The sequence below is a fragment of the Pseudoxanthomonas sp. 3HH-4 genome (assembly GCF_006716465.1).
Lineage (GTDB): Bacteria > Pseudomonadota > Gammaproteobacteria > Xanthomonadales > Xanthomonadaceae > Pseudoxanthomonas_A.
In genome coordinates this window covers 806867-820007 of sequence record NZ_VFPB01000001.1, presented here as the reverse complement: position 1 = coordinate 820007, position 13141 = coordinate 806867, and the positions used below count along the sequence as shown (strand labels likewise).

Below are 13141 nucleotides of genomic sequence, written 5' to 3'. Positions count from 1 at the left end.
AAGGGCTCACTTGCGCTTGCGCAGGGTCTTGATGCGGTCGTAGGCGGCGTTGATCTCGCCAGCCTTCTGTTCGGCCTGGCGGCGCAGGTCTTCCGCTGCGCCGGCCATCTTGTCGGGGTGGTACTGGGAGATGAGTCGCCGGTAGGCCTGGTCGATCTCTGCATCGTCCGCGTCGCTGGTCAGGCCGAGCACGCGGTACGGGTTGTCGCGGCTGAGCTTGAACCAGTCCTCGTCGAACGCATGGCCGATGATCAGGCCCACCAGGCCGCCCAGCGGGTGGCGCATCAGCAGCCAGCCGGCCACGAATCCCAGCAGTTTCCCGTACCAGCGCTTCATCCAGCCCGCCTTCTTCAGCAAGTGGGTCATTTTACGGCACACACGGCCCCCAAGCGCCGTACACTACGCGGCCCGGTCCGGTACCTGGCCCCGCAGCAGCGGGTGATGGGCCACCCCGGGGCACGGGCGCACGGCCTGCCGCACGCCCCACGACGCTGTACGCCTCGCTGGTTTCCGGAACTCCCCAAGGAGTGTTTGTGCCCACGACGTTGCTTCAATCCGATCTGCCCGGCCTCACCCTGCGCCACCGCGGCAAGGTCCGCGACGTGTTCGACCTGCCCCGCGACCGCCTGCCGGCCGATGCACCGGCCGGCGACTGCCTGTTGATGGTGGCCACCGACCGTCTTTCCGCGTTCGACGTGGTGCTGCCCGACCCGATTCCCGGCAAGGGCGAGATGCTCTGCCAGATCTCCAACTTCTGGTTCGCGAAGACCGCGCACCTGATGCCGAACCACCTGACCGGCATCGACGTGGCCAGCGTGCTGCCGGCCGGCGTGGACGCCTCGCTGTACGCCAAGCGCGCGGTGGTGACGAAGAAACTCAAGCCGGTGCCGGTGGAAGCCATCGCGCGCGGCTACCTGATCGGCAGTGGTTGGAAGGATTATCAGCGCACCGGCAAGGTCAGCGGCATCGAACTGCCCGACGGCCTGCGGCAGGCCGAGAAGCTAGCCGAACCCATCTTCACCCCATCGACCAAGGCCGCCGTCGGCGACCACGACGAGAACATCGACTTCGACGCCATGGTGAAGACCGTGGGCGCGGAACTGGCAGAGCGCGTGCGCGATGCCACCCTGCGTATCTACCGCTTCGCCGCCGATTTCGCGGCTGAGCGCGGCATCCTGTTGGCCGATACCAAGTTCGAATTCGGCACCGATGAAGACGGCCGCCTGTACATCATGGATGAGATGCTGACGCCGGATTCCTCGCGCTACTGGCCTGCGGACCAGTACGAAGTCGGCACCAGCCCGCCGAGCTACGACAAGCAGTTCGTGCGCGACTACCTGGAGACGCTGGACTGGAACAAGACGGCCCCCGGCCCGTCGTTGCCGTCCGAGGTCATCGAGCGCACGCGCGCCAAGTACGCCGAGGCGTTGCAGCAACTCGCCGGAATCGTGGTCGAGTAGGCAATTCGCGCTCTGTGGGAGCGACATCAGTCGCGATGAGGCATCACCTATAACCGCCATCGCGACTGACGTCGCTCCCACAAGTCAGAATGGCGGCTCCCGCATAGGAGACCACCATGAATGCCGGCCACCTGTACCTGAGCATCGCCATCGCCGCCGAGGTCATTGCCACCAGTGCACTGAAAGCCTCCGAAGGCTTCACCCGGCCCGGTCCCTCGCTGCTGGTCGCTGCGGGTTACGGCATCGCGTTCTACTTCCTGTCGCTCACGTTGAAGACGGTGCCGGTCGGCGTGGCCTACGCGATCTGGTCCGGCGCCGGCATCGTGTTGATTGCCCTGATCGGATGGGTGGTACTGAAGCAGCCGCTGGACCTGCCCGCCATACTGGGCATGGGCCTGATCGTGGCCGGCGTGGCGGTGATCCAGCTGTTTTCGAAGGCGGCCGCGCACTGATCGGCCAGGACCTGACCACCGGCGCGGCAGCCCCGGCCGGGCTGGGGTATGCTCCATACCCTGCCGCATTGCCATCCTCGGGAGGGATGAATGAACGCAACCGCGCAACGCCCGGTGGACCGCTGGTTCGCCAGCTATTCCGGCGACCACCAGAACGACACCAACCAGCTGATCCACGTCTTCGCCGTGCCCATGATCCTGTGGACCGTGGTCGCGCTGCTGTGGTGCATCCCGGTGTTCGGCACCTGGGTGAAGTCCGGCATGTGGGCGGCGCTGGCCATGTTCGGCGCGTGGATGTACTACTACAAGCTCTCGCGCCCGCTGGGCTTCGGCATGCTGGCGATCTTCATCGCCATGGCCTGGCTGACGCGCTGGCTGGAAAGCCTGCTGGGACTGCAGAACCTGTTCTTCCTCGCGCTCGGCGTGTTCGTGGTCGCGTGGATCGCGCAGTTCGTCGGCCACAAGATCGAAGGCAAGAAGCCAAGCTTCCTGACCGACCTCACCTACCTGCTGATCGGCCCGGTGTGGGTGCTCAGCAAGTTCTACCGGAAGATGGGCTGGAAGTACTGAGCGTGGAGCCGGGCTTGCCCGGCTGATGCCGAGACTGGCATCTCATCGACTTCAAGAGCAGCGGAGCAAGCTCCGCTCTACGGCCCGACGGCCCGCACGTCCATGATGAAAGAACGCGGCGCATAGCCGAAATCGCGCTGTGCCGGCGAAGCATCGAACACCAGGTCATCGCGCATGCGCGAGACCGCATCGTCGGTAAGCGCTCGCATCATGCCGGCACTGCGCGCCAGCGCCAGCGCCACCTTGAACATCGGTACCGGCACTTCCCACAGTTTCGCCGGTGGATCCAGCGCCGCCAGCGTGCGCGCGATCATCTCGCGGTACGCCAGCGTCTCGCCCCCCGGCAAGGCATACGCCCGCCCATGCGTGGCGCAAGCATCCACGACCGCGAGCGCCGCGGCCGCGAGGTCGTCGACATGCACGGGCTGGCGCTTCCCAGTGGCGCCACGCGGCAACACGAAGCATCCCATGCGCCGCGCCATCGCTGCGATCCGCGCCAGCGTCTGGTCGCGGCCCGCGCCGTAGACCAGGGTTGGACGCAGCATGGTCGCCCCCGCGCCGTTCGTTCCAGCCGTGTCGAAGACGAGCCGTTCCGCGGCCTGCAGACGCGCGACGATGTCGCGCTCGTAGGCATCGCCCGATGCCTGCTTGGTATCCAGGCTGGTGGATCCGAACGCGACCACGCGCGGCGCAGCGACGAGGCCGCGTGCATACCATTGCGCGAATCCGTCCAACGGGCCCGTGCTGAAGATCACGTCGACCGTCGCCGGCAATCCAGCGACGGCGGCGAACTCCCCCGTCAACCAGCGGATATTCGACGAAGCCGCCCTGGGCGTCCGCGATACCGCGAACACCTGCCACCCCGCGCCATCGAGGCGCGCCAGCAACGCTTCGCCGATCTGCCCGCTGGCGCCGAAGACGAGGGCCGTGCGCATCCGGGGTCAGGCGTCCCGGCCGGCCGCATCGTCGACGGCCTCGACAGGCTGCGGCGGTTCGCCGCTCGGCATCGGCGGACGCTCGGCCATGTGCAGCGACAGCGCCGCCTTCGCCATCAGGTGTGCGCTGATCGGCGCAGTGATGAACAGGAACGCGGTGATCAACAGTTCGCGCGGCTGCGGATCGGTGCCACCCAGGGCGTGGTACCCGACCGAGGCGATCAGCACGCAGCCGACGCCCAGCGTGCTCGCCTTCGTCGGTCCATGCAGGCGCTTGAAAAAGTCAGACAGCTTCACCAGGCTGAAGGAGCCGACGAGGATGAAAAAGCTGCCGATCGCCAGCAGCATCACCAGCAGGATGGCGAAGACCCAGCTCATTCGACGACATCCCGGCGCAGCACGTATTTGCTCAACACCACCGTACCCACGAAGCCCAGCATGGCGATGATCAGCGCGGCCTCGAAATAGACCGCCGTGCCGAGGTACATGCCGAACAGCATGAGCTGCGCGATCGCGCAGACGTACAAGGTATCGAGTGCGAGGATGCGGTCCGGCACGCTCGGCCCACGGACCAGCCGATACAGCGCCAGCAGCATGGCGACACCGACAACATGCATCGAGCCGATCACGGCGTATACCACCAGTGTCTGCGGCGTCATGGGAATATCTCCATCAGCGGCGCCTCGTAGCGCGTCTTGATCTGCCGGATAACTTGGTCGGTATCGTCCAGGTTCAGCACGTGCACCAGCAGGTGGCGGCGATCATCCGACAGCGCAGACGACACCGTACCCGGCGTCAGCGTGATGATGCTGGTCAACGCCGCGATACCGTGGATGTTGTCGATATCCAGCGGCACCCAGATGAAGCCGGGATGGATCTTCCGCTCCGGACCCAGCACCTGCAATGCCACGGTGATGTTGGCCTGCACGATATCCAGCAACAGCACACCGAGCATGCGCGGCACGCTGCGCAGCCGGCCGATACGCGCGAACTCGCGGTCCAGCCGTGCCGCGAATGGCGGGATCAGCAGTGCCAGCACCAGCGCCATCACCACTTGGCCCGCGCTGATCTCGTCGTTCATCAGCAGCCAGAAGCAGAATACCGTCACGCTCAGCGGCAACGACGGCAACCAGCGCTTGCGCCATGTAGCGACCATGCTCAGGGCTCCCTCAGGGTTGGGGTGGCGGCGCGCATGTGTTCGACGTAATCGGCCGGCGCCTGCAGTTGGGTCGCCGTGGCGCGCGTGTAGTCCAGCAGCGGGGCGGCGGCCAGCACCAGCACCAGGCCATAGGCCAGCAGCAGCACGATGGCCGCCGTTTCCAGTGGACGCGAAGGCGCGTGCACCGCCTCGTGTGCGGGCGTGTAGGCCTCCAGTGTGTGCTGCCCGGCATCGGGCCAGGGCTCGACACGCCAGAACAACCGCGTGCCCGCACGTGCCAGTCCGACCAGCATCATGAAACTGGTGCTCAGCACCAGTGTCCAGATCCAGAACGTATGCGGCCCCGACGGTACGGCTTCCAGCAACAGCAGCTTGCCGATGAAGCCCGACAACGGCGGCAGGCCGGCCAGCGACACCGCCGCCACCAGGAAAAGCAGACCCGGCACGGTCTTGTCCGGCAGCGCGGCGATCACGTCCTTGCGGTCGCTGGCGCGGCCGCGGCGACGGCGGATCAGGTCGGCGAGCAGGAACAGCGCCGCACCGGCGAAACTGCTGTGCACCAGGTAGTACAGCCCCGCGCCGACCGTGCCTGCGGAATGCAGCGAGAACGCGACGAACAGGGTCGCCGCCGAACCGAGCACCAGGTACGCCGCCAGCGCGCGAAGACGCTGCGCGGCCAGCACGCCCAGCGACGCCAATACCAGCGTGGCCGCCCCCAGCGCCAGCAGCGCCGGCCATGCGAACCCGTCCAGCGGCCCCGCTGCACCGAAGCTGAGCGTGCCCAGCCGCAGCACCGCGTAAAGCCCCACTTTGGTCATGATGGCGAACAGGCTGGCGACCGCAGCAGGCGCATGCGTGTAAGTATCGGGCAGCCAGAAGTACATCGGCAGCAGCGCGGCTTTCGCGCAGAACACCACGAACAACAGGCCCGCCGCCGCCTGCACCAGGGCAACGTCGCCTGGTGGCAGCTGCGCCACGCGCACTGATATCTCGGCCATGTTCAACGAGCCGAGCAGGCCGTACAGCAGGCCGAGCGCTATCAGGAACAGCGTCGATGCCGCGATGTTGAAGCTGACGTAATGCAGGCCCGCACGCATGCGCTCGCCACGCCCGCCGCTGAGCATCAGGCCATAGGACGAGATCAGCAGCACTTCGAAGAACACGAACAGGTTGAAGATGTCGCCGGTCAGGAAGGCGCCGTTCAACCCCATCAGCTGGAACTGGAAGAACGCATGGAAATGCGGCGCGCGCCGGTCCCAGCCGGCGCAGGCGTGCAACAGGCAGGCGGCCGCGAGCAGCAGCCCGACCAGCAGCATCAGCGCCGACAGGCGATCCACCATCAGCACGATGCCCAGGCGTGCGGGCCAGTCGCCGAGCAGGTAGACCGAGACGTCGCCGGACGCCGCCGAACCCACCAGCAGACATGCCACGACCAGCATCGCGGCGACCGACATCCACGCGACGATGCGCTGCGGCACCATGCCGAAGCGACGGTACTCGAAGAACAGCGCGATCGAGGCGGCGAACAGCGGGATCAGGATCGGCAGCACGGGCAGATGGTTCATGCGTTGCCCCCGGCATCATCCGCCTTCGCGGCTTCGCGCGCTTCTTCCAGGCGGCGCAGTTCGCTGGCCAGGAAATCACGCTCCGCACGGGGGCCATCCACGTGGTCGCTGTCATTGTCGCCGCGGCTGCGGATGGCCAGCACCACGGTCACCGCCGTCATCGCGAAGGCGATCACGATGGCCGTCAACACCAGCGCCTGCGGCAGCGGATCGGTGTAGTTCGCCAGCGTCGGCGCCACGCCGTCGCGCAACACCGCCGGCTTGCCGGGTACCAGCCGCCCGCCAGAGAAGATCAACAGGTTGGTCGCGTACGACAGCAGCGTCAGCCCGAGGATGACGTCGAAACTGCGCGCCCGCAGCAGCAGGTACACGCCCGCGGCGGTGAGGATGCCGATCGCGCTCGCCATGGCCAGCTCCATTACCGTGCACCTCCCATCAGCGCAGCTCCCCCGTGCGATTGGAGCGCTCACCCGGTTCCATGATGCCCAGGTGCGACACGCGCGTGCGCGACGGCTTGATGGTGCCCATCATCGACAGGATGAGCATCGCGCCGCCGAACACCACCAGATAGACGCCGGTATCGAAACCGATCGCGCTGGCCAGCGGCACCTTGCCGATGACCGGCAAGTCGAGGTCCAGGTGGCCACTGGTCAGGAACGGCACGCCGAAGCCCATCGACGCCACGCCGCTCACGCCGGCGACGAGCAAGCCCACGCCGATGCAACGGACATAGTCGAAGCCGAAGCGCGACTCCACCGAGGCCGCACCCTGGATGACGTACTGCACCAGCAGCGGTACCGCCAGCACCAGGCCAGCGATGAAGCCGCCACCCGGCGCGTTATGTCCGCGCAGGAACAGGAAGACAGACACCGTCAACGTCAGCGGGAACATGATCTGCGCCAGGTCGGCAGGCACCGGCAACGTGATCGGCGGTCCCGACATGATCTTCTCCGGCGCCATCCGCGCGCGGCGCAGCAGCGCATGCACGATCAACGCCGCGATGCCGAACACCGTGATCTCGCCGAAGGTATCGAAGCCGCGGAAGTCCACCAGGATCACATTCACCACATTACTGCCATAGGCCTCGGGCAACGAACGCGCCAGCAGTTCGCCGCTGATCGTGTCGCCCGGCCGGGTCATCACGAGATAGGCCAGCGTGCCGGTGCCGAGGCCCGCCGCCAGTGCCACGGCAATGTCGCGCAAGCGGCGGCGTGGTGTACGTTCCGGCGGCGAGCGCGGCGGCAGGTAGTGCAGGCCCAGCAACAGCAGGACCAGGCTGACCATTTCCACCATCAGCTGGGTCAACGCCAGATCTGGCGCGGACAGGAACACGAACGCCAGGCTGACCATCAGGCCCGCGCCGCCCAGCACAATGACCGCCAGCAGCCGTTGCCGGTACAGCCGGATCGTCCACACCGCACAGGCCACCAGCACCAGCCACAACAGCCAGCCCAGCAGCGGCATGGGCTGTGAACCGTGCCACTGCAGGGGTGCCGCGTCGCCGCCCACGAACGGCGCCGCGCCCGCCGCGATGGCGGCCAGAAGCAGGAACAACAGGCTGCGCTGCAGGCTGCCGTTGGCAATCCGGTCGGTGAAGCGACCGGCCAGGCCGTACAGGGCTTCCATGTTCCAGCGGAACACACTGCGCCCCAGTGACCGCCGCACGATGGCGTGCAGGTCGAACAGGCGCCGCAACCCGAAGTACAGGGCGATGCCGCCGGCGATGCCGGCCAGGCTCATCAGCAACGGCCTGTTGATGCCGTGCCAGACCGCCAGGCTGTACTCGGGCATCGTGTCGCCTAGGATGGCGCCGGCACCGGCGTGCAGCACGGGCGCGATGGTCCAGGCCGGGACCACGCCCACCGCCACGCACAGCACCACCAGCACTTCCACCGGGATCTTCATCCAGCGCGGGGGCTCGTGCGGGGTGACATCCAGCGCGCGCGGGCCTTCCCCGAAGAACGTCTCGTAGACAAAGCGCAGGCTGTAGGCCACACCGAACACGCCATACAGCAGTGCCGCCACGGTGATGACGTCGCGCATCGCGCGATGGCCGCCGATATCCAGCGCTTCGGCGAAGAACATCTCTTTGGACAGGAATCCGTTGAGCAGCGGGATGCCCGCCATGGCCAGCGAGGCGGTGATCGCCAAGGCACTGGTCCACGGCAGGTAGCGCCTCAGGTTGCCCAGCCGGCGCATGTCGCGCGTGCCGGTCTCGTGGTCGATGATGCCTGCCGCCATGAACAGCGAGGCCTTAAACGTGGCGTGGTTGAGGATGTGGAACACGCCGGCCACCACCGCCATCGGCGTGGAGATGCCGAACAGCAGCGTGATCAGGCCGAGGTGCGAGATGGTGGAGTACGCCAGCAGGCCCTTCAGATCGTGCTGGAAGATGGCGTACCACGCGCCGATCAGCAGCGTCAGCGCGCCGACGCTGGTCACCACGTAGAAGAACAGGTCGGTGCCCGCAAGCGCGGGATGCAGGCGCGCCAGCAGGAACACGCCGGCCTTCACCATCGTCGCCGAATGCAGGTAGGCCGACACCGGCGTGGGCGCCGCCATCGCATGCGGCAACCAGAAATGCAGGGGGAACTGCGCGCTCTTGGTGAAAACGCCGGCCAGGACCAGCGCCAGCGCCCACGGATAGAGCCCGCTGGCGCGGATCAGGTCGCCCGAGGCGAGCACCACGTCCAGGTCGTGGCTGCCGACGATGCGCCCGATCAGCAGCACGCCGCCGAGCAGCGCGAGTCCGCCGGCACCGGTGATCGCCAGCGCCATGCGCGCGCCTTCCCGCGCATCCTGGCGATGCGACCAGAACCCGATCAGCAGGAACGAACTGATGCTGGTCAGCTCCCAGAACACCACCAGCAGCAACAGGTTGCCTGCCAGCACCACCCCCAGCATCGAGCCCATGAACAGCAGCAGGCACGCGAAGAAGCGCGGCGCGCTGTCCTTCGCGCTGAGGTAATAGTGCGCGTACATCACCACCAGCGCACCGATCGCCAGCACCAGGCCCGCGAACATCCACGCCAGACCGTCCAGGCGCAGGGTGAAGGACATGCCGATCTGTGGAATCCATGCGTAGTCGGCGCGCACGTTCCAGCCCTGCAGGACGCTCGGCGTCATCCACGCCAGCAGCACCAGGCCCAGCAGCGGCGCCAGCCCGGCCAACCATGCCGTCGCGCCGCGCGGGAGGCCGCGCGCCAGCGCCACCACCAGCGCCAGCACGAAGGGCAGCGCCAGCAGGATTTCGAGGAAAGGGATCATCAACCGCCTTGCGTTGCAGGGAATGCGTCATTCGCGAGCAATCGCCCGAGTTTAACAAACCCGTTCACGTCTGCCTGAGCCAGCGTTCAGATCAGGCGAGCAGCGCGACCTCCAGCACCACCCAGCCCACGAACGCGGCGAGCAGCAGCCCGCCCTCCAGGCGGTTGATGCGCAGGTCTCCGCGCAACATCGGGTACAGCACCAGCACGAACGCGATGGCCGCCGGCAGTTCAAGCCGCACGAAGGACGCGGGCAGGGGCATCGGACGGAACGCCGCCATGCCGCCGACCACGACCAGAAGATTGAACAGGCTGGAGCCGATGACGTGGCCGGCCACCATGTCGCCCTGGCCTCGCCTGGCGGCCATCACAGCGGCGGCGACTTCCGGCAGCGCCGTGCCGATCGCCACGGGCAGCAGGCCCGTCAGCAACGGTGAAAGACCCCACTGCGCACCGATCATCGGTGCTCCCTGCAGCACGAAACGGGCCCCGTAGTACAGCAGCGCGGTGGCCACCGCGAAGCGCAGCAGATTCATCCACAGCACGGTGTGCGTGACGGCGAACGTCTCCACGTCGGTACGTACCCGCGCATCCTCGCGCGACGCACGCGCCAGCAGGAACGCCAGTACGGCGGCGAAGCCCAGCAGCAGCACCATGCCCTCCACCCGGCTGACCACGCCATCCAGGCCGAACACGATCAGCGCCAGCGAAGCCAGTCCCAGCAGCACCAGCAGCGGAGAGAGCATGCGCATCCGGATCACGACCGGCGCGACCAGCGCCGCGACGCCCAGCGTCAGGCCCAGGTTGACGATATTGCTGCCCACCGCGTTGCCGAGCGCGAGTTCCTGCGCACCCACCCACACGGCACGCGCGTTGACCGCCAGTTCCGGCAGCGACGTGCCGAAGGCGATCAGCAACAGACCGGCAACGAAGGGGGATGCGCCGAAGCGCTGCGCCAGACCCGATGCGCCCTTGACGATCGAATCGCCGCCGAGCGCAAGCAACACCAGCCCCAGCGCGAAGTATCCCCAGGCTTCCATCATCGCCGTCCCCTTCCCGTGTGGTGTCCGGCGATTCTATGCCTGCCCGCGACGGCAGGGCCAGCGACGGCCTGCCGCCGGTGGACGCGCTGACTCAGGAGCAGCCTTCCACGTAATCGACCTGCGGCGACAGGCCCACGCGCCAGGCGGTGACCTTGCCCGCGGCATCCGCCTCGAACACCAGCCGGGTCGGCGCCACGTCACCGGCGTCCATCGCCAGGTACTGGCCGCCTTGCGTGTACTTGTGCGGCGACGCCTTCAGCGCACCACCGTACAGCTTCTGCAGTTCGTCGACGCCCATGCCGACCTTGCCACCACCGGGCGCAGTTTCCTTGTCGGTGCCAACGTCGTATCGCACGAATTTGCCTTCTTCCATCATGAAGGCGAAGTCGGCGGGCCGCGTGATCCACTTCGGCCACAGGTAGTGACAGGTGGTGCCCTCCATCGGCGCCCCGTTCAATTCGCCGCCCCATGCCGCGCGCGCCTCTTCCACCGTGCTGCCCAGCTTCATGTCGCCGTAGCCGAGGAAGCTGGCCTGACTCACGGGACCGGCGGGAGCTGCCGTGTCGTCCACCGCGGGAGCAGGTGCTGGCGCATCCGCCATCGGCGTGCTGGTCGCCGTCGTGGTCGGTTCCGCCTCCGCCGTCGGCGCCTCCTGGCGCTGGCACGCGGACAACAGGGTGACCACCATCACGATCGGCAACATCGACTTCATCAGCTCTCTCCAGTGCGCAAACCTGCAGACTAGCGTCATCGCGTTAAGTCACTGCGAACACGCGGCTGTCATCGGCACTTCATCGCACGCGGCTAGCCTGCGCGCGGGTTCCCCTTCCACTCGCCATGCGCCCGTCCAAGACCGACCTCGCCCGCCAGACGTTGCAGGCCCACACGGGTACGCTCGGCATGCGCGAGCGGCGGGCGCTGATCCTCTGCGATGGACAGCGCGACCTGGGCGAACTCGTGCGCCTGCTGGGCCAGGATGCGCCGCTGCTGGTACAGCGCCTGGTGCAGACGGGCTACCTGACGGCCGCGGACACGCCAACGACGCCATTGCCCGCGGCAAGTACGACCCGCGTGCCAACCACCAACGCGCCGGCCGGGCCGCGACGATCGCTGGTCGCGGCCAAGGTCTACCTGTCCGGCATGCTGGAGCTGCAGCGCGACGACGGCGCACGTCGCCACCGCGAACGCCTGCTGGCGAGATTGGACGATGACGCGATGCTGGAAGCACTGGCCGATGCATTGCGGTTCCTCGAAGCGCGCATGGCGTCGACACTCGCCGGCCGCATCCGCGAACGCTTGCTTGAGGCCCTGCCGCCCGAGGCCGCGCGGCGCCTGCAGCACCTGTCCGACGCGCAGGCGGAAACCGCAGCGACCTGAGCGTGCCTCAATCCTTCAAAGCGAAGTGCTTGCGCAGACCGGCCCAGCACGCCTGGTAGTCGCGCTGGCGGTGCGCGGCCTCGATCGCCTGCCGCGTCGGCCGGATCACGGCACGCGTCTCGAACATGAAGGCCATCGTGCCGGTGATGACATCCGGCTTCGACAGGTCGGCGCTCGACGCCTTCTCGAACGTCGCCGCATCCGGCCCGTGCCCGGTCATGCAGTTGTGCAGCGAGGCACCGCCCGGCGCGAAGCCTTCGGCCTTGGCGTCGTACACGCCGTGGATCAGGCCCATGAACTCGCTGGCGATGTTGCGGTGGAACCACGGCGGACGGAACGTGTCCTGCGCCACCAGCCAGCGCGGCGGGAAGATCACGAAGTCCATGTTGCCCACGCCCGGCGTATCGCTCGGCGAGGTCAGCACCAGGAAGATCGACGGATCCGGATGGTCGTAGCTGATCGAACCGATGGTGTTGAAGCGGCGCAGGTCGTAGCGGTACGGCACGTAGTTACCATGCCAGCCGACCACGTCCAGCGGCGAGTGCCCGATGTCCGCGCGCCACAGGTGGCCCTGGAACTTGGCGATCAGCTCGAACCCGCCTTCCACGTCCTCGTATGCCGCCACCGGCGTCTCGAAATCGCGCGGATTGGCCAGGCCGTTGGAGCCGATCGGGCCGAGATCCGGCAATCGCAGCGCCGCACCGAAGTTCTCGCAGACATAGCCGCGCGCCTCGCCATCGGGCAATTCAACGAGAAAGCGCACGCCGCGCGGGATCACCGCGATCTGCTGCGGTTCGACCTCGATCACGCCGAACTCGGTGGCGATGCGCAGGCTGCCCTGCTGCGGGACGATCAGCAGCTCCCCGTCCGCATCGTAGAAATAGCGGCCCTGCATCGACCGGTTGGCGACGTACAGGTGGATACCGACGCCATGCATCGCGTCAGGCGACCCGTTGCCTGCCATCGTGTACAGGCCATCTACGAAATCGGTAGGCACCTCCGGCATCGGCAGCGGCGACCAGCGCATCTGGTCGGGCGACACCGGGCCGGCGCTGAAGTCGCTGTGCAGGCGGTGCTGCGCATACGGCGCGAACGGCCCGTGCATCGCCGCCGGGCGGACGCGGTACAGCCAGCTGCGCCGATTCTCGGCACGCGGCGCGGTGAACGCCGTACCGCTCAACTGTTCCGCATACAGGCCATGCGCCACCTGCTGCGGCGAGTTGCGGCCTTCCGGCAGCGTGCCGGGCATCGCCTCGGTGGCGAAATGGTTGCCGAAGCCGGGCTGGTAGTTGTTGGTGCTGTTCGCATTCATGC

15 protein-coding genes are annotated in these 13141 nt (G+C 67.3%); 4 read left to right on the top strand and 11 right to left on the bottom strand.

Going from position 1 to position 13141, the window contains the following annotated elements; translation table 11 throughout:
• Positions 1–6: 6 nt before the first annotated feature.
• Complete coding sequence (locus FB548_RS03650; protein ID WP_255470295.1) at positions 7–366, bottom strand: DnaJ domain-containing protein; 360 nt, start codon at positions 364–366, stop codon at positions 7–9.
• A gap of 167 nt (positions 367–533) precedes the next feature.
• On the opposite strand from FB548_RS03650, the gene FB548_RS03645 reads away from it, so the two are divergent.
• From FB548_RS03645 to FB548_RS03635, 3 genes are all read left to right on the top strand, one after another.
• Positions 534–1460 (top strand): phosphoribosylaminoimidazolesuccinocarboxamide synthase, encoded by a 927-nt coding sequence (locus FB548_RS03645; RefSeq protein WP_185741960.1) that lies wholly within the window; start codon positions 534–536, stop codon positions 1458–1460.
• Between the two features lie 116 nt (positions 1461–1576).
• Positions 1577–1912 carry a multidrug efflux SMR transporter gene (locus FB548_RS03640; RefSeq protein WP_142123373.1) on the top strand — a complete coding sequence of 112 codons (336 nt, stop codon included), beginning with the start codon at positions 1577–1579 and terminating at the stop codon, positions 1910–1912.
• A gap of 90 nt (positions 1913–2002) precedes the next feature.
• A complete protein-coding gene (locus tag FB548_RS03635; protein ID WP_142123372.1) occupies positions 2003–2482 on the top strand; it encodes an Mpo1-like protein in 480 nt (159 codons plus the stop codon).
• 77 nt (positions 2483–2559) lie between these two features.
• Here the strand turns inward: FB548_RS03635 and FB548_RS03630 are convergent, their stop codons facing one another.
• From FB548_RS03630 to FB548_RS03590, 9 genes are all read right to left on the bottom strand, one after another.
• Positions 2560–3417, bottom strand: a complete 858-nt coding sequence (locus FB548_RS03630) for an NAD-dependent epimerase/dehydratase family protein (RefSeq protein ID WP_142123371.1) — start codon at positions 3415–3417, stop codon at positions 2560–2562.
• Positions 3418–3423: 6 nt separating this feature from the next.
• The gene (locus tag FB548_RS03625; protein WP_142123370.1) at positions 3424–3795 is read right to left on the bottom strand and encodes a Na+/H+ antiporter subunit G; all 372 of its coding nucleotides are present in this window, start codon (positions 3793–3795) and stop codon (positions 3424–3426) included.
• On the bottom strand, positions 3792–4076 hold the full coding sequence (locus FB548_RS03620) for a K+/H+ antiporter subunit F (protein ID WP_142123369.1): 285 nt from the start codon (positions 4074–4076) through the stop codon (positions 3792–3794). The genes FB548_RS03625 and FB548_RS03620 overlap by 4 nt, the downstream gene beginning before the upstream one ends.
• Positions 4073–4573 carry a Na+/H+ antiporter subunit E gene (locus tag FB548_RS03615; protein ID WP_142123368.1) on the bottom strand — a complete coding sequence of 167 codons (501 nt, stop codon included), beginning with the start codon at positions 4571–4573 and terminating at the stop codon, positions 4073–4075. The genes FB548_RS03620 and FB548_RS03615 overlap by 4 nt, the downstream gene beginning before the upstream one ends.
• A gap of 2 nt (positions 4574–4575) precedes the next feature.
• Positions 4576–6141 (bottom strand): monovalent cation/H+ antiporter subunit D, encoded by a 1566-nt coding sequence (locus FB548_RS03610; RefSeq protein ID WP_142123367.1) that lies wholly within the window; start codon positions 6139–6141, stop codon positions 4576–4578.
• Complete coding sequence (locus tag FB548_RS03605) at positions 6138–6560, bottom strand: Na+/H+ antiporter subunit C (RefSeq protein WP_142123366.1); 423 nt, start codon at positions 6558–6560, stop codon at positions 6138–6140. Before FB548_RS03605 ends, FB548_RS03610 begins: the two co-directional genes overlap by 4 nt.
• A gap of 16 nt (positions 6561–6576) precedes the next feature.
• Positions 6577–9408 (bottom strand): monovalent cation/H+ antiporter subunit A, encoded by a 2832-nt coding sequence (locus FB548_RS03600; protein ID WP_142123365.1) that lies wholly within the window; start codon positions 9406–9408, stop codon positions 6577–6579.
• A 91-nt stretch (positions 9409–9499) separates the two neighbouring features.
• The gene (locus FB548_RS03595) at positions 9500–10450 is read right to left on the bottom strand and encodes a calcium/sodium antiporter (protein ID WP_142123364.1); all 951 of its coding nucleotides are present in this window, start codon (positions 10448–10450) and stop codon (positions 9500–9502) included.
• A gap of 91 nt (positions 10451–10541) precedes the next feature.
• Complete coding sequence (locus tag FB548_RS03590; RefSeq protein WP_255470294.1) at positions 10542–11162, bottom strand: lectin; 621 nt, start codon at positions 11160–11162, stop codon at positions 10542–10544.
• A gap of 125 nt (positions 11163–11287) precedes the next feature.
• Between FB548_RS03590 and FB548_RS03585 the strand changes: the two genes are divergently transcribed.
• Entirely contained in the window at positions 11288–11827 is a 540-nt protein-coding gene (locus tag FB548_RS03585; RefSeq protein WP_255470293.1) for a hypothetical protein, read from the top strand.
• A 7-nt stretch (positions 11828–11834) separates the two neighbouring features.
• Here FB548_RS03585 and hmgA read toward each other — a convergent pair whose 3' ends face one another.
• Positions 11835–13139 (bottom strand): homogentisate 1,2-dioxygenase, encoded by a 1305-nt coding sequence (gene hmgA, locus FB548_RS03580; protein ID WP_142123363.1) that lies wholly within the window; start codon positions 13137–13139, stop codon positions 11835–11837.
• Between the last annotated feature and the right edge of the window lie 2 nt (positions 13140–13141).

Excerpts from the sequence above, each read along its gene's own strand:
- FB548_RS03650 (WP_255470295.1), bottom strand. The coding sequence starts at position 366 with ATGACCCACTTGCTGAAGAAGGCGGGCTGGATGAAGCGCTGGTACGGG.
- FB548_RS03640 (WP_142123373.1), top strand. The coding sequence starts at position 1,577 with ATGAATGCCGGCCACCTGTACCTGAGCATCGCCATCGCCGCCGAGGTC.
- FB548_RS03635 (WP_142123372.1), top strand. The coding sequence starts at position 2,003 with ATGAACGCAACCGCGCAACGCCCGGTGGACCGCTGGTTCGCCAGCTAT.
- FB548_RS03630 (WP_142123371.1), bottom strand. The coding sequence starts at position 3,417 with ATGCGCACGGCCCTCGTCTTCGGCGCCAGCGGGCAGATCGGCGAAGCG.
- FB548_RS03625 (WP_142123370.1), bottom strand. The coding sequence starts at position 3,795 with ATGAGCTGGGTCTTCGCCATCCTGCTGGTGATGCTGCTGGCGATCGGC.
- FB548_RS03620 (WP_142123369.1), bottom strand. The coding sequence starts at position 4,076 with ATGACGCCGCAGACACTGGTGGTATACGCCGTGATCGGCTCGATGCAT.
- FB548_RS03615 (WP_142123368.1), bottom strand. The coding sequence starts at position 4,573 with ATGGTCGCTACATGGCGCAAGCGCTGGTTGCCGTCGTTGCCGCTGAGC.
- FB548_RS03610 (WP_142123367.1), bottom strand. The coding sequence starts at position 6,141 with ATGAACCATCTGCCCGTGCTGCCGATCCTGATCCCGCTGTTCGCCGCC.
- FB548_RS03605 (WP_142123366.1), bottom strand. The coding sequence starts at position 6,560 with ATGGAGCTGGCCATGGCGAGCGCGATCGGCATCCTCACCGCCGCGGGC.
- FB548_RS03600 (WP_142123365.1), bottom strand. The coding sequence starts at position 9,408 with ATGATCCCTTTCCTCGAAATCCTGCTGGCGCTGCCCTTCGTGCTGGCG.
- FB548_RS03595 (WP_142123364.1), bottom strand. The coding sequence starts at position 10,450 with ATGATGGAAGCCTGGGGATACTTCGCGCTGGGGCTGGTGTTGCTTGCG.
- FB548_RS03590 (WP_255470294.1), bottom strand. The coding sequence starts at position 11,162 with ATGAAGTCGATGTTGCCGATCGTGATGGTGGTCACCCTGTTGTCCGCG.
- FB548_RS03585 (WP_255470293.1), top strand. The coding sequence starts at position 11,288 with ATGCGCCCGTCCAAGACCGACCTCGCCCGCCAGACGTTGCAGGCCCAC.
- hmgA (WP_142123363.1), bottom strand. The coding sequence starts at position 13,139 with ATGAATGCGAACAGCACCAACAACTACCAGCCCGGCTTCGGCAACCAT.